Origin of the sequence: Marisediminitalea oceani (assembly GCF_003731635.1) — a bacterium.
Lineage (GTDB): Bacteria > Pseudomonadota > Gammaproteobacteria > Enterobacterales > Alteromonadaceae > Alteromonas > Alteromonas oceani.
The window spans coordinates 15,675-35,053 of the sequence record NZ_RCUA01000005.1 but is presented as its reverse complement, the minus strand read 5'-3'; the positions used below and the strand labels follow the sequence as shown (position 1 = coordinate 35,053).

Annotated in this window: 20 protein-coding genes; 3 read left to right on the top strand and 17 right to left on the bottom strand. The window is 50.5% G+C overall.

The genetic code is table 11. The features are described 5' to 3' along the window. Positions 1-7: 7 nt before the first annotated feature. The 12 genes from holB to yceD form a co-directional block, all read right to left on the bottom strand. A complete protein-coding gene (holB, locus tag D9T21_RS01040; protein ID WP_123323343.1) occupies positions 8-892 on the bottom strand; it encodes a DNA polymerase III subunit delta' in 885 nt (294 codons plus the stop codon). Continuing rightward, positions 886-1,506, bottom strand: a complete 621-nt coding sequence (gene tmk / locus D9T21_RS01035) for a dTMP kinase (RefSeq protein WP_123323342.1) — start codon at positions 1,504-1,506, stop codon at positions 886-888. Before tmk ends, holB begins: the two co-directional genes overlap by 7 nt. After that, positions 1,507-2,538 carry an endolytic transglycosylase MltG gene (gene mltG / locus D9T21_RS01030; RefSeq protein WP_241155595.1) on the bottom strand — a complete coding sequence of 344 codons (1,032 nt, stop codon included), beginning with the start codon at positions 2,536-2,538 and terminating at the stop codon, positions 1,507-1,509. Further along, positions 2,528-3,355 (bottom strand): aminodeoxychorismate lyase, encoded by an 828-nt coding sequence (pabC, locus tag D9T21_RS01025; RefSeq protein ID WP_123323340.1) that lies wholly within the window; start codon positions 3,353-3,355, stop codon positions 2,528-2,530. The genes mltG and pabC overlap by 11 nt, the downstream gene beginning before the upstream one ends. Positions 3,356-3,502: 147 nt before the next feature. After that, positions 3,503-4,741, bottom strand: a complete 1,239-nt coding sequence (gene fabF / locus D9T21_RS01020) for a beta-ketoacyl-ACP synthase II (RefSeq protein WP_123323339.1) — start codon at positions 4,739-4,741, stop codon at positions 3,503-3,505. Positions 4,742-4,871: 130 nt separating this feature from the next. Continuing rightward, positions 4,872-5,111, bottom strand: coding sequence for an acyl carrier protein (gene acpP / locus D9T21_RS01015; protein WP_018981476.1), 240 nt, complete (start codon positions 5,109-5,111; stop codon positions 4,872-4,874). Between the two features lie 202 nt (positions 5,112-5,313). Further along, complete coding sequence (gene fabG, locus D9T21_RS01010; RefSeq protein WP_105935829.1) at positions 5,314-6,054, bottom strand: 3-oxoacyl-ACP reductase FabG; 741 nt, start codon at positions 6,052-6,054, stop codon at positions 5,314-5,316. A gap of 16 nt (positions 6,055-6,070) precedes the next feature. Next, the gene (gene fabD / locus D9T21_RS01005) at positions 6,071-7,003 is read right to left on the bottom strand and encodes an ACP S-malonyltransferase (RefSeq protein WP_123323338.1); all 933 of its coding nucleotides are present in this window, start codon (positions 7,001-7,003) and stop codon (positions 6,071-6,073) included. Between the two features lie 63 nt (positions 7,004-7,066). Further along, complete coding sequence (locus D9T21_RS01000; protein ID WP_123323337.1) at positions 7,067-8,032, bottom strand: beta-ketoacyl-ACP synthase III; 966 nt, start codon at positions 8,030-8,032, stop codon at positions 7,067-7,069. Further along, positions 8,029-9,054 carry a phosphate acyltransferase PlsX gene (gene plsX / locus D9T21_RS00995; RefSeq protein WP_123323336.1) on the bottom strand — a complete coding sequence of 342 codons (1,026 nt, stop codon included), beginning with the start codon at positions 9,052-9,054 and terminating at the stop codon, positions 8,029-8,031. Before plsX ends, D9T21_RS01000 begins: the two co-directional genes overlap by 4 nt. A gap of 18 nt (positions 9,055-9,072) precedes the next feature. Then, a complete protein-coding gene (gene rpmF / locus D9T21_RS00990) occupies positions 9,073-9,243 on the bottom strand; it encodes a 50S ribosomal protein L32 (protein WP_105935833.1) in 171 nt (56 codons plus the stop codon). A 3-nt stretch (positions 9,244-9,246) separates the two neighbouring features. Further along, positions 9,247-9,774, bottom strand: coding sequence for a 23S rRNA accumulation protein YceD (gene yceD, locus D9T21_RS00985; protein WP_123323335.1), 528 nt, complete (start codon positions 9,772-9,774; stop codon positions 9,247-9,249). A gap of 141 nt (positions 9,775-9,915) precedes the next feature. On the opposite strand from yceD, the gene D9T21_RS00980 reads away from it, so the two are divergent. Then, a complete protein-coding gene (locus tag D9T21_RS00980; protein ID WP_123323334.1) occupies positions 9,916-10,533 on the top strand; it encodes a Maf family protein in 618 nt (205 codons plus the stop codon). Here the strand turns inward: D9T21_RS00980 and D9T21_RS00975 are convergent. Together D9T21_RS00975 and rluC are read right to left on the bottom strand one after the other, a co-directional pair. After that, complete coding sequence (locus D9T21_RS00975; protein ID WP_241155594.1) at positions 10,516-11,175, bottom strand: HAD-IA family hydrolase; 660 nt, start codon at positions 11,173-11,175, stop codon at positions 10,516-10,518. The two genes, D9T21_RS00980 and D9T21_RS00975, sit on opposite strands and share 18 nt — an antisense overlap. Positions 11,176-11,189: 14 nt before the next feature. Further along, the gene (gene rluC, locus D9T21_RS00970; protein WP_123323332.1) at positions 11,190-12,176 is read right to left on the bottom strand and encodes a 23S rRNA pseudouridine(955/2504/2580) synthase RluC; all 987 of its coding nucleotides are present in this window, start codon (positions 12,174-12,176) and stop codon (positions 11,190-11,192) included. 662 nt (positions 12,177-12,838) lie between these two features. On the opposite strand from rluC, the gene rne reads away from it, so the two are divergent. Then, on the top strand, positions 12,839-16,000 hold the full coding sequence (gene rne / locus D9T21_RS00965; protein ID WP_123323331.1) for a ribonuclease E: 3,162 nt from the start codon (positions 12,839-12,841) through the stop codon (positions 15,998-16,000). 63 nt (positions 16,001-16,063) lie between these two features. After that, on the top strand, positions 16,064-17,068 hold the full coding sequence (locus D9T21_RS00960; RefSeq protein ID WP_164464540.1) for a phosphotransferase: 1,005 nt from the start codon (positions 16,064-16,066) through the stop codon (positions 17,066-17,068). 16 nt (positions 17,069-17,084) lie between these two features. On the opposite strand, the gene D9T21_RS00955 is transcribed toward D9T21_RS00960, so the two are convergent. The 3 genes from D9T21_RS00955 to D9T21_RS00945 form a co-directional block, all read right to left on the bottom strand. After that, positions 17,085-17,894, bottom strand: coding sequence for a DODA-type extradiol aromatic ring-opening family dioxygenase (locus D9T21_RS00955; protein WP_123323329.1), 810 nt, complete (start codon positions 17,892-17,894; stop codon positions 17,085-17,087). Positions 17,895-17,903: 9 nt separating this feature from the next. Further along, complete coding sequence (locus D9T21_RS00950; RefSeq protein ID WP_123323328.1) at positions 17,904-18,848, bottom strand: glutathione S-transferase family protein; 945 nt, start codon at positions 18,846-18,848, stop codon at positions 17,904-17,906. A 62-nt stretch (positions 18,849-18,910) separates the two neighbouring features. Further along, a complete protein-coding gene (locus D9T21_RS00945; RefSeq protein ID WP_123323327.1) occupies positions 18,911-19,360 on the bottom strand; it encodes a DoxX family protein in 450 nt (149 codons plus the stop codon). Positions 19,361-19,379 lie beyond the last annotated feature (19 nt).

Below are 19,379 nucleotides of genomic sequence, written 5' to 3'. Positions count from 1 at the left end.
AAGCTCCTTAGGCTTGTTTTAGTAATGAAAAAATCTGACTCAACAGCAGCACTTTATTAACGCCGGGATGACGCACCCGGACAGCATAAGCGATACAGTGCTGATAACGTTGCAAGTCTTCTTTACGCTGTGTTTTGCAGTATTGATCATGATAATACTGCTGGCACCAGTAAATCACCTGTTCTGCGTGGTCCTGCCACTTCGACGCCACTTCTGTCACGTCCTGGTTATTACCCAGCAATCCTTCCAAACCGGTCAGAAAATCACGGTAACTTAGCGCGCTCTCGTCGGTTAACGCCCGGGCAACACGAAGTGGCGCATTTCCGTAAGCGTTGAGTAGTGCCTGATCAACCTCATCATGGCCCTGACCTGCCAGCCAGCTAAGACTTTGCTCCGCGGATGGTGTGGCAATGACGTGCTTTTCACAGCGGCTTAAAATAGTCGGTAATAATCCGGCTACCCGGTGCGTTAATAACAACAGGTAAGTGTTGTCGGTGGGCTCTTCCAGCGTTTTAAGTAAAGCATTAGAGGCCGCTTCGGTCATCCGCTCGGCTGCCGGAATGATCAACACTTTGTGACGGCCAATCTGCGCCGTGGTATTTAACTTACCAATAGCTTCACGGATGGCATCAACGCCTAGCTGTTTATCGCTTTCCAGCACGTAACGGTCGGGATGGGTACCTGCCTCAATCAGTTTGCAACTCTGGCATTCACCGCAGGGGCCGTCACTCCTCGGGTGCAAACACAGTATGGCCTGCATCAGGGCATCAGCTAACTCACGCTTGCCCACGCCCTGCGGGCCACTCAGCAAAATGCCATGGTGTAGTGTACTGGTCTGAAAGCGCTGTACCAGCTGCTGATATCGCTCGGCTAACCAGGGTAACGCTAGCATGAAAGATACTGCTCCAGCGTGCGTTGAACATCCCGATGCACATCGGCCATAGGCTGCATGGCATCAATGGTGATTATGCTGCTATCTGCCGCAGCCAGTTGCAGATAACGGGCCCGGGTACGCTCAAAAAAGCCCAGGCCGGCTAACTCAATGCGGTCCAGCTCACCACGCCCGCGGGCTCGTTCTAATCCCACAGCCGGCTCAACATCCAGATACAGAGTGAGGTCGGGTTTAAACCCTTTTAACGTAATGTCACTGAGCGCCGACAGCGTGGCTTGTGCAATTTCGCGGCCGCCGCCCTGATAGGCCTGCGAGGATAAATCATGACGATCGCCAATCACCCAGCTGCCTGCATCCATAGCCGGTTTGATCACGTTAGCCAACAGTTGCGCCCGCGCGGCATACATCAGCATCAGCTCGGTTTCCTCAACCACATTTTCCTGCCAGATTTGCTTTACGCAGTTGCGAATGGCCTCGGCCATGGGCGTGCCGCCGGGTTCCCGGGTTGTCACGGTAGTAAAGCCTTTTGACTTAACCGCTTGCTCTACCAGTGCAATCACTGAACTCTTGCCGGCCCCTTCCAGGCCTTCAACGACGATAAACTTACCTGACATCTATGGTTGTCCGTCCTTTCGGTTTAGCTGGAACTCTCGTACCGCTTGATTATGTTGTTCTAATGTATTGGAAAACTGGTGGCTGCCATCACCACGAGCCACAAAATAGAGCTCCGACGTCAGTGCCGGCTGCAGGGCAGCATCAATGGCGACCCGGCCAATCATAGCAATAGGCCCTGGAGGCAACCCTTTATGTACGTAGGTATTATAAGGGGTATCTTCGCGTAAATGCTTGCGGGTCAGATTTCCGTCAAACCGTTCGCCGAGGCCGTAAATGACCGTTGGATCGGTTTGCAACCGCATGTTCTGCTCAAGCCGATTAACAAATACTCCGGCAATACGGGCCCGCTCCGATGCAAGCGCCGTTTCTTTTTCGATAATCGACGCCATGGTTAACACTTCCACCGGCGCCTCATAGGGCAAACCTGGTTCGCGTTTAGCCCAGTTCTCCAGCAGATACTCCTGCATGGCATCAGACGCTCGTTCAAGAATCTCACTGGCTGGTGTCTGATTGGTAAAGTGATAGGTATCCGCCAACAGCAGGCCTTCAAGACTATGTAATGGCTCAGCGCTGTAGGGCTGCCATTGTGCAATAAGGCGCTGTACAAGCGCTTCCTCATTATCAGTGAGGTCAGCTTTAAGGCGCGGATGTGCCTTAAGCGTTGTCAGCCATTGCTGGTAGGTTTGCCCTTCAATCAGGCTGATATCAAACTGTACTTCCTCGCCATGGGAAAGTAGTTCAAAGGCACCCGCCAGTGTTAATGGCGGCTCAAAGGCATAGGTACCGGCCAGAATAGGCTGGCCACCATATACCAGCTTAAGCCACAGCCGGGCTGCCAGAGTAGGCATGGGCAGCCACCCTTGCTGCTCAAAACGCAGCAGCGTTTCAATGGCGCCCTGGCCTGGCGGCAGGGTAAATAACTGGCGTTGCTCAATATTCAGCGGCTTAGCAAATTGCTGATGCAACCAGCCCATGGTTGCCATAGCTGCGCCTACTACAATGATTAATCCTAAGGCCAGTTTACGCAGCACCGTATTCTCCCGCATAAGCCGGTGCCAGTGACTTGTGGAGCGACAGGACCGGCGCAATGGCAAGTTCACGTTTAGACTCACCTAAGGTGAGGGTTTTCACCGGAACGATTTGCATCAGCGCATTGGATAAAAACATGGCATCAACGTGGGCTATCTCTGTTAACTGCTGTTCGATAATGTGGATATCCGGGCAATTATCGAGAATAAATTGCCGCATAACGCCATTAACGCCAGCCAGGGCCAGTGATGAAGTAAACCACTGCCCACCAACCAGCCAGAATAGGTTTGCAGCACTGGCTTCAATAATATTTTGTTCGGTGTCGGTTACAATCGCATCGTCGAAATCTGTATGAGCCAACGCCTGTTTAATGAAAACCTGCTCTAAACGATTGGCATGCTTTAATCCGGCCAGTAAAGGCTGTCTGGCTAAAGAGACCGGCACAGTCCCTACGTGAATGCCCTGTTGTTGCCAGCTTTGATAAACAGCAGGCACATCATGCCAGCTTACAGCAACGTTTATGTTTGGCTCTGCCAGACGCGCATAACCGCGACCGCCCTGCCCGGCACCAATTAACACCTTTAGCACACCCTCATTTCGCTCTGGTAAGGCGGCCGCAATCACCTGTCGAATGACTTCGGCTTCAACCGTTAAACCAAGGGCCTGGCTGTCATTTATCAGGCGATTAATGTGGCGATTCAGCAGGGCAACCTTGCCATCCAACACGCGCATAGTGGTAAACGTACCGTCACCATAATTGGCCAGCCGGTCATTGAGGGCAAATTGTTTGAGTGGAGCCAGTCCATTGGGATCAGTCATACAGCGCGTTCGGCAGTCACCGGGTTAGTCAGTTTCAGACGGGTATTGTATCAGCAATTCTGTTAATACCAAGTCGCGGAGAATGATGATAACGACCGCAAAGAAAAAGGGAGCACCAGGCTCCCTTTTGTGTATATCAATATCGGCTTATGGGCGCTTGAAAATCAAGCTGCCATTGGTGCCACCAAAACCGAAGGAGTTACACAGTGCGTACTCTTCCTCAAAGGCTTTGGCTTTATGCGGGACAAAGTCCAGATCGCACCCTTCACCCGGTTCGTCCAGGTTAATAGTGGGCGGAGCCAGTTTGTCGCGCAGAGCCAGAATTGTGAAAATCGCCTCAACCGAACCGGCAGCACCCAATAAGTGACCGGTCATGGACTTCGTTGAGCTAACCAGCACTTTGTGCGCATGCTCCCCAAAGACGCTCTTCACCGCAGACACTTCGGCAATATCACCGGCCGGCGTTGACGTGCCGTGCGCGTTGATATAACCAATCAGGGACGGGTCAATTTTGGCATCGTTGATGGCATTTACCATCGACGCTGCAGCGCCTTCGCCATTCTCTGGCGGCGAGGTCATATGGTACGCATCACCGCTCATGCCAAAGCCTACCAGCTCCGCATAAATGGTCGCGCCGCGTGCTTTGGCCGCTTCGTATTCCTCGAGCATTACCACACCGGCGCCTTCGCCCATAACGAAACCGTCACGGTCCTTGTCCCACGGGCGACTTGCCTGTTGCGGTGAATCGTTGCGGGAAGACAGTGCACGAGCAGAGGCAAAACCAGCCATACCCAATGGCGTAATAGACGCTTCGGCGCCACCGGCAAGCATTGCATCCGCATCGCCATAAGCGATAGTCCGGGCCGCTACACCAATGTTGTGTACACCTGTGGTACAGGCAGTCACAATATTCAGGTTAGGCCCTTTCAGCCCTGCCATAATCGACAGAAATCCGGAAATCATATTGGTAATGGTGGAAGGTACAAAGAACGGCGATACCCGACGAGGGCCGCTGTTAACCAGCTTGGAGTGGTTTTCTTCGATAAGCTCCAGACCGCCAATACCTGAACCAATAGCAATGCCCACGCGAGACGCGTTTTCAGGCGTTACCTCAAGACCCGAGTCCTGAAATGCCTGCTTGCCCGCGGCAATACCCAACTGGATAAAGCGGTCCATTTTCTTGGTTTCTTTTTTATCGATATAGTCTTGCGGATCAAAATCATTGATTTGACCGGCAAACCGGGTGGAATAGTTACTGCAATCAAAATGGGTAATGTCGCCAATCCCGCTTTCGCCAGCCAGAATTCGGCGCCAGGTTTTGTCGGTAGACAAACCTAAAGGGGACAGCGTACCCAAGCCAGTAACCACTACGCGACGTTTTGTCACAGAATGTCCTCGCATTGGAACTAATCAGAAAAACCCAACAGTAAACACTACAAAGTGCACGTTGAGCTATAACAATACATACAAAAACGGCTCTGTTACAGAGCCGTTTTTCACTATCTAAAAAAGAAGCTTACGCGTCTTTGTTAGCGTTGATGTAGTCAATTGCAGACTGAACAGTAGTGATTTTCTCTGCTTCTTCGTCTGGAATTTCAGTGTCGAATTCTTCTTCCAACGCCATTACTAACTCAACAGTGTCAAGTGAATCAGCGCCCAGATCATCAACAAAAGATGCTTCGGATTTTACTTCTTCTTCTTTAACACCAAGCTGCTCAACGATGATTTTTTTTACGCGCTCTTCAATGTTACTCATAATTCTAGGTTTCCCTTAACGTCACTAGATACAAAAATTGTCGCTAGTTTATTTTGCAATATTATCGCTTGCAAGCGACCAGCTAAAACAATCTATCTGGTCAAACCAGCAACCAACTAAGTTTAATCAACAAGATTTTAACATTCAAGGCTTTCTCTGTCTGTGTGTCAATGCAAAACTGCAAAAAATTACACAAATCGAGTTAGCCCATGTACATCCCACCATTTACATGGATTGTCTCACCAGAGATATACGCCGCACCGTCGCTCACCAGGAACGCAACCGTTGCAGCAACTTCTTCTGGCTGACCCAAACGATTCGCCGGAATATCTTTGAAAATGGCTTCACGCTGTTCGTCACTTAAGGCTTTGGTCATATCGGTATCGATAAAGCCTGGTGCAACAACGTTTACCGTAATGCCTCGAGAGGCCACTTCGCGAGCCAGTGATTTAGAAAAACCAATGACACCGGCTTTCGCCGCCGCGTAGTTTGCTTGTCCGGCATTACCCGAACTACCCACTACAGAACCCACATTCACAATGCGGCCGCAGCGTTTCTTCATCATTCCACGCAAAACAGCTTTTGACAATGAAAAGATAGCGGTCAGGTTAGTATCGATAATCGCCTGCCACTCTTCATCTTTCATTCTCATTAGCAGATTATCACGTGTGATACCTGCATTATTGATCAAGATCTCAACCGCGCCAAATTCCTCGTTGATGGCTTTAATCAGCGCATCCACGGCTCCTTCTTCGGTGACATTCAGCTTCATACCCTTGCCGCCGGAAGCCGCCAGGTATTCGGTGATAGCATCGGCTCCGCCTTCGCTGGTAGCTGTACCAATAACGGTAGCGCCCTGCGCGGCTAATTGTGTTGCTATCGCTTTACCAATACCACGACTGGCACCGGTAACCAGGGCAATTTTACCTTGTAAATCGCTCATTTGAAAAAGATTCCTATTATTCTGCCTGCCAACTTGCCACCGTCTCCGGGGTGTTAACAGCAATATAACTTACAGATTTGACAATTCGTTTACCGAGTCCGGTAAGCACTTTACCCGGACCAACTTCGATAATGGTATCAATCCCTTCTGCGGCCAGAAACTCCACGGTTTTGGTCCACTGCACCGGGCAGTACAACTGACGAACGAGTGCGCTGCGAATGCCTGCAGGATCTGACTCAACCGCCACATCAACGTTATTAACTACTTTCACTGTAGGTTCGGCAATTGCGATGGTTTCCAGCTTATCGTCAAGATGATCGGCTGCCGGACGCATTAATTCACAGTGAGAAGGCACACTTACTGCCAGTGGTAATGCACGCTTGGCACCTGCCTCTTTACAGGCGTTAGCGGCCTGTTCTGCGGCGTTCTTTTCACCAGCAATCACTACCTGACCCGGCGAATTATAGTTAACCGGTGATACTACGTCGCCGGTGGCCACTGCGGTGTCATGACAAATTTCAGCAATGCTGTCGTCATCCAGGCCAATAATGGCGTACATGGCGCCCGCACCTGCCGGAACTGCCTGTTGCATAAACTCACCACGAGCTTCAACCAACTTAACGGCTTCAGCGAAATCCAATGCACCGGCGCATACCAGCGCAGAATATTCACCCAGGCTGTGACCGGCCATATATTCCGGTGCAATGCCCTGCTCTGCCAGCAAGCGATATATCGCCACACTGGCGGTTAACAACGCCGGTTGCGTTACCTGGGTTTCGTTTAATTTACTGTCGGGGTCGTTTTGTACCACGTCCCACAAATCATAACCCAGCGCTTCAGAGGCTTGCGCAAAGGTGTCGAGAATAGACGGATGAACGTCGGCCAGCTCTTTGAGCATGCCAACCGCTTGAGAGCCCTGTCCAGGGAACACACAGGCGATACGAGTCATAAAGCATCCTTATAATTGTTCTAATTCAGGTGAGCCGGGCTAACCTGCTCACCATGGCATTTGTTAATACCTAACTAAAGCAGAAGCCCAGGCAAAACCACCGCCGAATGCTTCCAGCAATAAATGTTGACCACGCTTGATTCGGCCATCACGAATGGCTTCGTCGAGCGCTGTTGGCACGGTTGCCGCTGACGTATTACCGTATTTTTCCAGTGTCAGCACAACCTGATCCAGCGACATATCCAGCTTTTTGGCTGTCGCTTTAATAATTCTGAAGTTGGCCTGGTGTGGTACCAGCCAATCTAAATCACTCTTCTGCATATTATTGGCAGACAGTGTTTGCTCAACAATTTCCGACAGCTTGGTCACTGCGACCTTGAAGACTTCATTGCCTTTCATTGAGCCCCAGTTTTCATGAATGGAATCCGGGTTTGATTTATCCGGGTTACCAATTTTCAGCAGATCACTGTAAGAGCCGGCCGCATTAATATGCGTAGACAAAATGCCCGGCTCGTCGCTGGCTTCAATAATGGTAGCGCCAGCAGCATCACCAAATAAAATAACCATGGTGCGATCAGCTGGATCAATATGCCGGCTAAGGCAATCGGTACCCACTACTAATACCCGCTTTGCCATACCGCTTTTCACATATTGGTCGGCAACGCTCAGCGCATAGCAATAACCGGCACAAGCCGCTGCTACGTCAAAAGCCGGGATATTATCGATGTTGAGGATATTTTGAATTTCGCAGGCAGTGCTGGGTAAGGCGTGACGACCTGAGGTGGTCGCACAAACAATCATGTCGATAGAAGTCACATCAATACCGGCCGCTTCAATGGCTTTCTTGCTGGCTTCTGCGCCCATGGTTGCAGCGGTCTCATCCGGACCTATAATTCTGCGTTCTTTAATGCCGGTTCGGTCCGTGATCCATTCGTCACTGGTGTCCACCATCAACTCTAAATCGGCATTGGTACGTACGTCGCTAGGATAATAGCTACCCGTACCTATTATACGAGAGTATTTGCTCAAAGTTGCTCCAATAAAACGGTTTCTATTTTACTTTTTATTTTTTCAGGCACTTTCATCTCAGCTTCTTGCTTGGCCTGCAATATGGCGTAATAAAACGCTTCTGCCGAGGCATTGCCGTGACTCTTGATGACAATGCCGCGCAATCCTAACAGACTGGCACCATTATACTGGTCGGGGTTCACACGATTGTAAACTGTTTTTAGTAAGGGTAAGGCAATTCGCGCCATCATGCGGCTGAAAAAGTTTGCCTGGGATTGCCGTTTTACTTCATTAATAACGAGTTTTGCCAGGCCCTCGCAGGATTTTAGTGCGATATTCCCGGTAAAACCGTCGGTAACTACCACATCGGCGTAGTCGGTGAAAATATCATCACCCTCTACATAACCAATATAGTTAATACCTTTGGCATTTTTGAACAACTGATCGGCGTATTTAACCTGGGCATTGCCCTTGATATCTTCCTCGCCCACATTCAGTAATGCCACCCGAGGTGACTCAATGCCACTGATTTGCTCGGCCAGTACTGATGCCATAACACCGTATTGGAACAGTATTTCAGAGGTGCAATTTACATTCGCGCCCAAATCGAGCAGAAAAACTCGATGATGGCTGGCGGTGGGCATATCTGAAACCAGCGCGGGGCGGTCGATGCCAGGTAACGTTTTAAGTAAATAAAACGCCATGGTCAGCAGCGCGCCGGTATTACCCGCACTTACGCATGCATCCGCTTCACCGGATTCAACCAGTTGCAGTGCTTTCCACATGGAAGATTGCTTTTTATTGCGTAATGCCGAGGTCGGTGGCTCACCCATTTCAACCACTTGCTCGCAATGATGAATTACAGTGCGTTGGCGTTGTTGTTCGGTGAGGGATTCCAGAGCGGGAAGTATAATGTTCTCATCACCACACAAAATAAACTGTGCATCGGTAATGGACTGAATAGCTTTTTGGACGGCGGAAAGAATAACAGGGGGACCATGATCGCCCCCCATGATATCTAACGCAATGGTTAGTTTAGACAAAATGTCGGCACCAGTAACTTAGTTACCGATGACTTTTTTGCCTTTGTAGTAACCATCAGCGGTCACGTGGTGACGGCGGTGTGTTTCACCCGACGTTGCATCGACAGACAAAGTCTCGCCTGTCAACGCATCGTGTGAACGACGCATGCCGCGCTTACTACGCGTTTTACGATTTTGTTGTACTGCCATAACTTACTCCTGGTCTCGCTTAAGTTCTTTCAAAACCGCGAAAGGGTTTGGTTGCTTCTGTTCCGGTTCAATCTCACCAAACTGCATATCGTCACTGGTGATTGCACAATCTTCCTCTGCATGAAAGGGCACAATCGGTAACGACAAAATCAGCTCGTCTTCAAATAATTGAAGAAGATTGACTTCTCCATGGTCGCCGACCTCTACCGGATCATAGGCTTCGGGTAATGCTTCTGCGTCTTGTTGTCCCTGCACCGGACTATAACAAAAATCAGCATGAAGCGGACAATCAAATGCCTCGTTACACCGTTGACAGAGTAAAACTACTGCGGTGTCCAGGGTGCCATGAAAAACAGTAAGACCCTGCGCGTCTTTTTCGAACTGCACTTTCACTTCAACCCATTCGTCACTGCTGACGACGGAACCCATTAATCTCGCCATGTCTTTGGTCGCGATAACACCCTCATAATCTGAGCGTTTTAGCGCGCTTTTGACCGGTTCGACCTGGTGCGGTAATTTCACTTTCTGCATAGGGCGCGCATAATATAGCGTCAGCCCTTTACTGTCAAAGGATTAATCGTTTTTTTACCATTGTGGCAAAATCCGCTAAACTCTTTGCCGATTCCCTTACTATAAAGGGGTAAGCAACGTGACGACAGAAATATAATAACTATGACATCACCAAGAATTATTCTGGCCTCTTCTTCCGCCTACCGCCGGGCGCAACTTGCCAATATCGGCTTTCAGGTTCCCGGCATTAGTCCTAATATCGACGAAACTGCCACCCCAGGTGAAGCACCGGATGCTCTGGCCTGCCGGCTCGCGGCTGAAAAAGCCCGGGCGGTAGCCGCCAATTACCCTGACGCAGTCATTATTGGTGGCGACCAGGTTGCCACTGTTACCGATAAAGCCGGCCATGCCCACATACTCGGTAAACCCGGCACGCTGGACAAAGCCATCGAACAGCTCGAGCTGTGTTCAGGCAATAAAGTACGCTTTATTACGGCGCTTAGCCTGGTTCATCAGGCACAACAGCGCGAACAAACCCGGTTTGAGGATGTGTACGTCACCTTTTCTGAATTATCCGATTCGGTTATTGAGCGCTATCTGTTAAAAGAGCAACCCTACGACTGTGCCGGTAGCTTTAAAGCCGAGGGTGCCGGGGTATTGTTGTTCGACCGCATCGAGTCCCGGGATCCTAACACTCTGATTGGCCTGCCGGTTATGCTACTGCGCGACATGCTGGCCGACTGGCAGATTAATTTACTCGATTTAACTCTGCGTCATTAGCAGGTCGTGCAACTCAGCAATGGAATGCACAATGGCTTTGGGGTGATGTTTAGCCAGGTTCACCGGTGCGTGTACCCCGTAGCTTACCCCCACTCTGTCCATGCCTATTGCCTGTGCCATTTGCATATCATAAGTGGTATCACCAATCATCAGCGCCTGCCCGGCCGACAGACAGCGCTCTTCAAGCAACTGTAACAGCATGTCCGGGGAAGGTTTTGAGTCTGCCTCATCGGCGCAGCGGGAAGTGGTAAAGAAATGACCGGTACTGGTTTGTTCCCAGGCCCGGTTGAGTCCGCGCCTTGCTTTACCAGTAGCTACCGCCAGAACATTGCCTGCATCCTTAAGATCAGTCAGCATATCGATTACCCCATCAAATAGCGGACAAGGCGTGGTATCTGCACCAAGGTACACTTCTTTATAAGCCAGGGTTAAACGCTCGGCCAGCTCGTCATCATCAATATTGAATAACTGCTTAATGGCAGGCTTTAAACTGATGCCGATAATATGGCTGACAGCCTCAGCTGTTGGGATCGCTACCTCACAACGTGCGGCTGCCTTTTGCATACAGCTAACAATTTTCGCCGCTGAGTCCATCAGCGTGCCATCCCAGTCAAAGATGATCAGTTCGTACTGCTTGGTCATAATTTCCTGCATTCTTATACTTTTTTAAGCGTATTAACGGCCTGGGTTAATTGCTCATCATAGGGTGCATTAAAGGTCACGCTCTCTTCGGTTTTCGGATGCATCAGCCGTAAGCTGGATGCATGCAGAAACAGACGATTGAGTCCAATGCGTTTCATTTGTTTGTCAAATTCCGCATCACCGTATTTATCATCACAGGCAATGGGGTGGCCGGCGTGTAAACAATGTACGCGGATCTGGTGGGTCCGGCCGGTAATTGGCGAAGCCTCAACCAACGTGGCGTTATCGAACGACTGTAAAATACGGTAGCGGGTTTCAGAAGGCTTGCCCTGCTCCGACACGCTTACCAGTCGCTCACCGGATTGCAAAATGTTCTTTTGTAGTGGCGCTTTTACTTTAAAGCGATTCTGCGGCCATTGGCCAGCAACCAGAGCGTGGTAGCGCTTGTCCATCTGGCTGTTACGCAGTTGCTCGTGCATATGGCGTAACGCCGAGCGCTTTTTGGCAACCAGAATACAACCCGACGTATCCCGGTCGAGCCGATGAACCAACTCCATAAATTTCGCTTCCGGGCGCAATGCTCTGAGTCCTTCAATCAAACCAAAACTCAAACCACTGCCACCATGCACCGCTAACCCGGAAGGTTTGTTAAATACAATGATATGTGAATCTTCAAACAGGATGTGCTGTTCAAGACTGGCAATCTTTTCCAGTTTTGGCGATGGCAATTCAGGGGTTTCACTCACCCTGACCGGTGGCACCCGAATCAAATCCCCTGCTACCAGTTTATATTCAGGCTTTACCCGTTTCTTATTAACCCGCACTTCGCCTTTGCGCAAAATGCGGTAAATAAGGCTCTTAGGAACGCCTTTTAGAAAGGTACGCAGAAAATTATCGATGCGCTGCCCGTCTAAGTCTGGTTCGACTTCAACAAATTGAACCTGGGATGTGGGGGAATTCTTGTCTGGTGATGTCACTGGCAATGCGTCGGCTGATTTCATAGGCGGCGATTCTAACGTATTTCACCAGTACATTCACTTAACTCGAACTCCGATTAATCAAAATTTACGCCATGAGCAGCTGTTTAACCCGGTATTTTGTTCAGAAAACGACGTCCGACTGAGTTAATTACTCCCTAATTACGCGTATGGCTTGCCTATTTCAACCCTTTGGTGCGATAATCAAATTGTTTTAACCGAAGCGACGCCGAAAGGTTCTCGCCAGACTCGTTGTTAAAATAACGTTAAACTAAAAAGTTAAACAACCGGTCGCAGAGTCTGTATTACCACCAAACTACCCCATTGCGGAATTATCAATTGAGTAGGTAATGCAACGTGCGTTGATGAACAATCACGTAGCTGAAAACTTGCGACAATGGCAAAAATAATTTGCCGTTTAGTTATACAGAATTGAATTGACATAGTTCACTGACCCGCGAAGTTCAGGTTGGTGAACAGATACAGAAAACTTGTACAGGGCCGTCGTTCCCGACACCCAATAAAGACAGAAACGCTTTTTTGAAGAAGTAAAAAGCGAATAAAATCAAGGGTAATACGACAATACAACAAGATCCCTGCCCAACGTGAGGTTGCGCGGTGAGGTTTTGCACAGTCACTTTAATTGTGTATCTGAACGGCTGTAAGCAATAACAGAGTTAGATACAATGAAAAGAATGCTAATCAATGCAACTCAACAAGAAGAGTTGCGGGTTGCCCTGGTAGACGGGCAACGCTTGTATGATTTGGATATAGAAAGTCCCGGGCACGAGCAAAAGAAAGCGAATATCTACAAAGGTAAGATTACCCGTGTAGAACCCAGCTTAGAAGCTGCCTTTGTTGACTACGGCGCCGAACGCCACGGTTTCCTTCCCCTCAAAGAAATTGCCCGCACTTATTTCCCGAAAAACTACAAGCTCGAAGGTCGTCCGAATATCAAGGACGTCATCAAGGAAGGCCAGGAAGTTATCGTTCAAATCGATAAGGAAGAGCGCGGCCAGAAAGGCGCAGCGTTAACAACTTTCCTATCTTTGGCAGGTAGTTACTTGGTATTAATGCCAAACAATCCTCGTGCAGGGGGTATTTCCCGCCGTATCGAAGGTGATGAGCGTACCGATCTGAAAGCCGCATTGTCGAAACTGGACCTGCCTGATGGCATGGGCCTGATTGTTCGCACCGCGGGTGTAGGTAAATCCTACGAAGAACTGGATTGGGATTTACGCGTGCTGCTGACGCATTGGGAAGCGGTTTCTAAAGTCGCTGAAGAGCGCCCTGCTCCATTCCTGATTCACCAGGAAAGCAACGTTATTGTGCGTGCGATCCGCGACTATTTACGTCGCGATGTGGGTGAAATCCTAATCGACAAACAGCGTGTATATGAACAGGCTTTACAGCACATTGAGCTGGTTCGTCCTGACTTTGCTAACCGCGTTAAATTGTACAAAGGCGATGTGCCGCTATTCAGTCATTACCAGATTGAAAGCCAGATTGAATCAGCCTTCGAACGCGAAGTACGTCTGCCTTCAGGTGGCTCAATTGTTATTGACCCAACCGAAGCACTTACCTCAATCGATATCAACTCTGCCCGTGCAACCAAAGGCGGCGACATTGAGGAAACCGCACTCAATACCAACCTGGAAGCCGCCGACGAAATTGCCCGCCAGTTACGTCTGCGCGACCTGGGTGGTCTGGTGGTTATCGACTTTATTGATATGACCCCGGTGAAGCACCAGCGTGAAGTTGAAAACCGCATGAAAGACGCCGTGCGTCCTGACCGTGCGCGTGTTCAGCTGGGTCGTATTTCCCGATTTGGCCTGCTTGAGATGTCCCGTCAGCGCTTGCGTCCGTCACTGGGTGAGTCAGCGCATAACGTGTGCCCACGTTGTTCTGGTCATGGCACTATCCGTGGCACTGAATCGTTAGCGCTGTCTATCCTGCGTATTCTTGAAGAAGAAAGTATCAAGGATAACACCGGCCAGATTGAAGCCCAGCTGCCGGTACCGGTTGCCACCTATCTGCTGAACGAAAAACGTAAGGCTGTTCAGAACATTGAAAAGCGCCACAACGTTAGCCTGATCCTTATTCCGAATCCTAACCTTGATACTCCGCATTACCAGATCGTTCGTCACCGTACAGACGATGTAGTGTCTGACGCCAGCTACAAAATTAGCCTGGCTGAAGTAGAAACCAAGGAAGCCTCACCGGGCGTTACCGCGCCGGTTAAGCGTGAAGAGCCGGCATTACAAGGCTTAATTGCGCCAACTCAGGCGCCGGTTGTTCCGCCTAAGGCTGAAGAGAAGCCTGTTGAGCAGAAAACCGGCCTGCTGGCAGGACTCGGCAAATGGTTATCCGGCTTATTCTCCAGTGAAGAAGAGCAAGTCGAAGAGAAGCCTAAGCCAAAAGCTAAGCCACGCAATAACAACCAGAATGGTCGTCGTCGCAATAATAACGACAGACGTCGTAATAACCGTTCTGGAAATAAAAACCGTCGCAACGACAACGAAGAGAAATCAACTGATAACACCAGTGATAACTCGTCTGACAACAGCAACAACAAACGTCAGGACAAGCCGAAGCAGACCCGTGGTCGTAACCGTTCGCGCAACAGAACGCAAACGGATAAAGCCGAAAAGGCTAACGAGGAAGTGGCTGATAAGGCACCACAAACCGATAACGAAACGGCTGAAAAGCCGGCTCGTAAGAAGCCAGCCAGAGAGCGTCGTCAGCGTCGCGAGTTGAAAGGCAGTGTGCGTGCAGAAGGCGGTACTGATAAGCATCCGGTGCAAACCAAAGCGACTCAGGAAAAAGCCGAGCAGAAAGCAGCCGAAGCAGCTAAAGCTGAAGCCGACAAGTCAGTAAATGAAACGCCGGCAGAAGCGCCAGCCAACCAGACTGAAACAGCAGCAAAAGAGACAGTCACACAATCTCCGGCCAGCGTAGAAGAAAAAGCCCAGGCTCCTCAGGCGCTGGTACAGAGCGAACAGTCGGAAGCCGAAACGGTGGAAGCGACTCAGCAACCGGCAGAAGGTCAGGATGACGCTAACCAGCAGGACGATGACGATAAAGCACGTGCTGAAAAAGGCTCACGCAGCCGCAGCCGCCGCTCTCCTCGCCACGCCCGTGCAGCCGGCCAGCGTCGTAAGAAAGAAAAGTCGGATGATGAAACTCAGGCTCAGCCAGCTCAGCAGGATGAACTGCAGTTTGATGCACCGGAACCTGCCAAGACTGCCGCTACTGATAATGAGACTGTAGCAGCAACTGAAGCGCCGGAATCGACTGCGACTGAAGAACCAAAGCAGGTCGAAATCAATCTGGAAGCTGAAGCGCAGAGCCCGGCCACCGCTGAAGAAGCCCCGGCAGAGCAAGCGTCTGAAGAGCCAGCGTCTGAAAAACCAGCGCCAGTCGAGCCGCAAGCCCCTGCCGCAACTGAAGAAGTGGAGCAGCAAACTGCGCCTGAAGCTGCTGAACCGGTTGCCACTGAAGCACCTGAAAGCGAGGCCGAAGACACTGCCGCTAAAGAAAAAGCGCCAGAGCCAGAAGCAAAACCGGCGCCGGTAGAAGCCGCAGCAGAACCTGTAGCCGAGACCAAACCGGCAAGCACTGCTCCGGCAGCGCCTGCGAAAGTGGCTATGGCCAGCAGTTTAGGTAAATTTACGGCTTCTCACCCGATGACCAATCCACCTCAGGTGGCAGCGTCAACGGAAGAGATTACCATTATCAGCAGAGCCGACGATCAGCGTCCTGCCCTGTCGGTATCTGGTCGCCTGGCAACGATGGCAAATGCTAATGCCGTAGCATCGGCGCCGACAACCCGTCCAGCCAGCGTATAAAACGGTAACATTATTAAAAAGGCCAGCCATGCTGGCCTTTTTTGTTTATGCGGTAGAATGATTATGAATACACCATCGTCTTTACCCTTATCCTGGTTACAAAGCCTGTTGCAGGACACACAGTTGAGTCAGTTTGAGCTGGTGCAGTCACTGTGGAGTGATTTTGGTCAGCTGCTGCGCTGTTACTCGCCCGCTCGTCAGGCCAGCGTGATCATCAAACTCATTTCTCAGCCAGCCACGTTTCGTCACCCGCGGGGCTGGAGCAGTCAGCATAGTCTCAAGCGTAAATGGCGCTCCTATGAGATAGAGCAGTATTTCTATACCCATTACGCGCCTCTCTTTGCAGGCCACGGCAAACTTGCACAGTTGATAGCTTCAGATGCACATAACAATGAGTCCGGAACCCGCCTGGCACTGGTGCTCAGTGACTTAAATGCTGCCGGTTTTAAATACAGGCATAACCAGCTTAGCGCCGACGCCTGTAAACCCGTACTTGCCTGGCTAGCCGCATTTCATGCCCGCTTTATTCATCAGCCACCAGAGGGTTTATGGCTCCAGGGCAGTTACTGGCATTTAGCTACCCGCCCCGACGAGTTCAGTAAAATGGCTGAAGGCCCGCTTAAGCAGTTTGCCCCTGCCTTTGATAAAACGCTGCAACAGTGCCCCTATCGCACCCTGATCCACGGTGATGCCAAGGTGGCTAACTTTTGTTTCAGTGCTGATGGTCAGGCTGTCGCAGCGGTTGACTTTCAGTATGTGGGAGGCGGTATTGGCGTTCAGGATGTGGCTTATTTTCTGGGCAGCGTGCTGTCTGAGCAAGAGTTGCTTAACCATACCGAAGACTGTCTTGATTATTACTTTGGGGAATTACGCAGCGCTTTAAGCAAGCAGTTGGCGCCAGTGGAATGTGAAGCGGTGTGCAACAACTGGCGGCAACTCTACTGCGTGGCTAATGCCGACTTTCACCGCTTTTTAGCAGGCTGGAGCCCTGAGCATTTTAAAATTAACCGGATGTTACAACAGCAAACTGAACAGGCTGTTGCGCTGGTGTCTGCCGAGCCGACGTAGCAACCGGCAGACTATTTTAAGCCGGATTAAGCCAGCCAAAAGTGCCAGCCTGCTTGTTAAGCACCACAACCGAATCGGTGAGGTCGGCGGCGCGCCCGGCAGCGCCATAACACACATGCAGTGGTATCAGATGTTCTTCCCGCGGGTGACAGAATCGCGCTCCCGGCGCCTGCTGCCAATTCCTTAGCTTTTCCACACGCTCAGTTTCACTTACCGACGTGCTGGATAACACATCTTTCAGCCAGTCTTCAAAACCCTGATTCATGGCGCGGGTCTGCGGCGTATCGGCGGCAAAAAACGTCCGCATATTATGAAACGAAAAGCCTGAGCCCAGGATAAGCAGATCATCATAATCCAGATTAGCCAGTGCTTCACCGATGCGAATATGCGCGGCAGCGTCCAGAGTATTTACCAGTGACAGCTGAACACAAGGGATATCGGCGTCCGGATACATGATTTTAAGCGGCACAAACACCCCGTGATCAAGTCCGCGCTTAGGATCCTCGGCAACGTCAATGCCACTCGCCCGAATCGCCTGAGCTACTTTACCGGCCAACTCAGGCTCACCTGCACAGGGATATTTAATAGCGTAACTTTCCGGCGGGAAACCGTAATAATCATAAATCAGTTCCGGCGCCGGATTAGTGGTCACCGTTGCCACCGATTCCTCCCAGTGCGCACTGATGATAAGGATGGCTTTTGGGCGGCGAATGGTGCCTGCCAGCTGCGCCAGATGCTCGGTTAATGCACGGTGGCCGGGGTCGCCCAGCAACGGCATCGGACCGCCGCCATGGGAAATAAACAATGCTTGTTGTGATGCCTGCATAACACCTCCTTAAAATTGTGGGCCGCGCGGCACGATCCCGCCGGGATTCAACGCTTTGATGGAGTAATAACCGGCTTTAATGTGGTCTATGTTTACCGTATCAGCAATACCGTCAAGGGCCCAGATCCGATGCATATAAGCATTAAGGTAAGGGAACTCCCTGATCAATTGGCGGTTACACTTAAACAAACCGTAGTACGCGGCATCAAAGCGCACCAGGGTGACAAATAACCGGATATCGGTTTCAGTCAGAACATCGCCGAAAACGTAGTCTCGACCGTCGGCCAGTCTGGCTTCGAGCTTATCCAGTGTGCTAAATACGTTATCAAAAGCCTCATCATAAGCGGCCTGACTGGAAGCAAAGCCGGCCTGATAAACCCCGTTATTCAGCTTGTGGTAAATCTCTTCATTCAGCTCATCAATCTCATCAGCCAGGTCTGCCGGGTAAAGATCCGGGCCGGTATTGACCAGTTCATTAAAGGCCGAATTCAGCATTCGCAGGATATCCGCTGACTCATTATTAACAATCGTTTGCTGCTGTTTATCCCACAATACCGGTACCGTTGCCCGGCCGGTAAAATCCGGCGCTACCTGCGTATAAATCTGATGCATGTAAGTTGCCTGGTTGAGTTCATCATCGGTACTACCCGGGTAACCGCCAAACTGCCAGCCCTGGTCGCTTAAACGCGGATTCACCACGCTTACAGTGATTAGATCTGTGAGGCCTTTTAACGCACGCACCGCTAGCGCACGTGATGCCCAGGGGCAAATATAGGCAACATACAGATGATAGCGGCCCGCTTCAGCTTTAAAGCCACCGTCACCGGTGGGACCGGGTGAACCATCTGGCGTTATCCAATGCCTAAAGGACGAAACCTGACGAATAAAACGCCCGTCCTTGTCTTTGTTCTGAACAGGTTGCCAATCAGCATCCCATTTTCCATTCACTAACATTCTGTCTCCTCCTGTACAGCCTGCCAGGACAAGCCTGGCAGCCATTAATGTGGGTTCGGTGTTTACTTAGTTGTCAGAGCGCGGGCTATCACATTATCAACTGCCAGGCGTCCGGCACCTGTGATTGCCAGCGAAACGGTGACTGCAAACAGTACCAGTGCGTATTCATAACCACCGTTAGATAAAAACAAACCGTTTTGGATATGTGCACTAAAGATAGCAATCAGCATAGTGAATGCGCTGACTGCGGCGGCAGGACGGGTCAGTAAACCCAGCGCCAGGGCCAGACCACCAAAGAATTCAGCGCTGCCTGCCAACAAGGCCATCAGGAAGCCCGGCTCCAGTCCCAGGCTCGCCATGTACTGTCCTGTGCCTTCAAGGCCATAGCCGCCAAACCAGGCAAATAGCTTTTGCGCACCGTGTGCTGCCAGCGTAAGGCCAACTGGTACCCGTAGAGCCAGCGCTGCAACACCGGCATTTGAACTTACTAATTTGGTTACTAATGCTTTCATAATAAATCTCTCTCAACAA

Bases quoted from the DNA above. Each gene is read 5' to 3' on its own strand.
- holB (WP_123323343.1), bottom strand. From the start codon at position 892: ATGCTAGCGTTACCCTGGTTAGCCGAGCGATATCAGCAGCTGGTACAG.
- tmk (WP_123323342.1), bottom strand. From the start codon at position 1,506: ATGTCAGGTAAGTTTATCGTCGTTGAAGGCCTGGAAGGGGCCGGCAAG.
- pabC (WP_123323340.1), bottom strand. From the start codon at position 3,355: ATGACTGATCCCAATGGACTGGCTCCACTCAAACAATTTGCCCTCAAT.
- acpP (WP_018981476.1), bottom strand. From the start codon at position 5,111: ATGAGTAACATTGAAGAGCGCGTAAAAAAAATCATCGTTGAGCAGCTT.
- fabG (WP_105935829.1), bottom strand. From the start codon at position 6,054: ATGAGCGATTTACAAGGTAAAATTGCCCTGGTTACCGGTGCCAGTCGT.
- fabD (WP_123323338.1), bottom strand. From the start codon at position 7,003: ATGACTCGTATCGCCTGTGTGTTCCCTGGACAGGGCTCTCAAGCGGTT.
- rpmF (WP_105935833.1), bottom strand. From the start codon at position 9,243: ATGGCAGTACAACAAAATCGTAAAACGCGTAGTAAGCGCGGCATGCGT.
- yceD (WP_123323335.1), bottom strand. From the start codon at position 9,774: ATGCAGAAAGTGAAATTACCGCACCAGGTCGAACCGGTCAAAAGCGCG.
- D9T21_RS00980 (WP_123323334.1), top strand. From the start codon at position 9,916: ATGACATCACCAAGAATTATTCTGGCCTCTTCTTCCGCCTACCGCCGG.
- D9T21_RS00975 (WP_241155594.1), bottom strand. From the start codon at position 11,175: ATGACCAAGCAGTACGAACTGATCATCTTTGACTGGGATGGCACGCTG.
- rluC (WP_123323332.1), bottom strand. From the start codon at position 12,176: ATGAAATCAGCCGACGCATTGCCAGTGACATCACCAGACAAGAATTCC.
- rne (WP_123323331.1), top strand. From the start codon at position 12,839: ATGAAAAGAATGCTAATCAATGCAACTCAACAAGAAGAGTTGCGGGTT.
- D9T21_RS00960 (WP_164464540.1), top strand. From the start codon at position 16,064: ATGAATACACCATCGTCTTTACCCTTATCCTGGTTACAAAGCCTGTTG.
- D9T21_RS00955 (WP_123323329.1), bottom strand. From the start codon at position 17,894: ATGCAGGCATCACAACAAGCATTGTTTATTTCCCATGGCGGCGGTCCG.
- D9T21_RS00950 (WP_123323328.1), bottom strand. From the start codon at position 18,848: ATGTTAGTGAATGGAAAATGGGATGCTGATTGGCAACCTGTTCAGAAC.
- D9T21_RS00945 (WP_123323327.1), bottom strand. From the start codon at position 19,360: ATGAAAGCATTAGTAACCAAATTAGTAAGTTCAAATGCCGGTGTTGCA.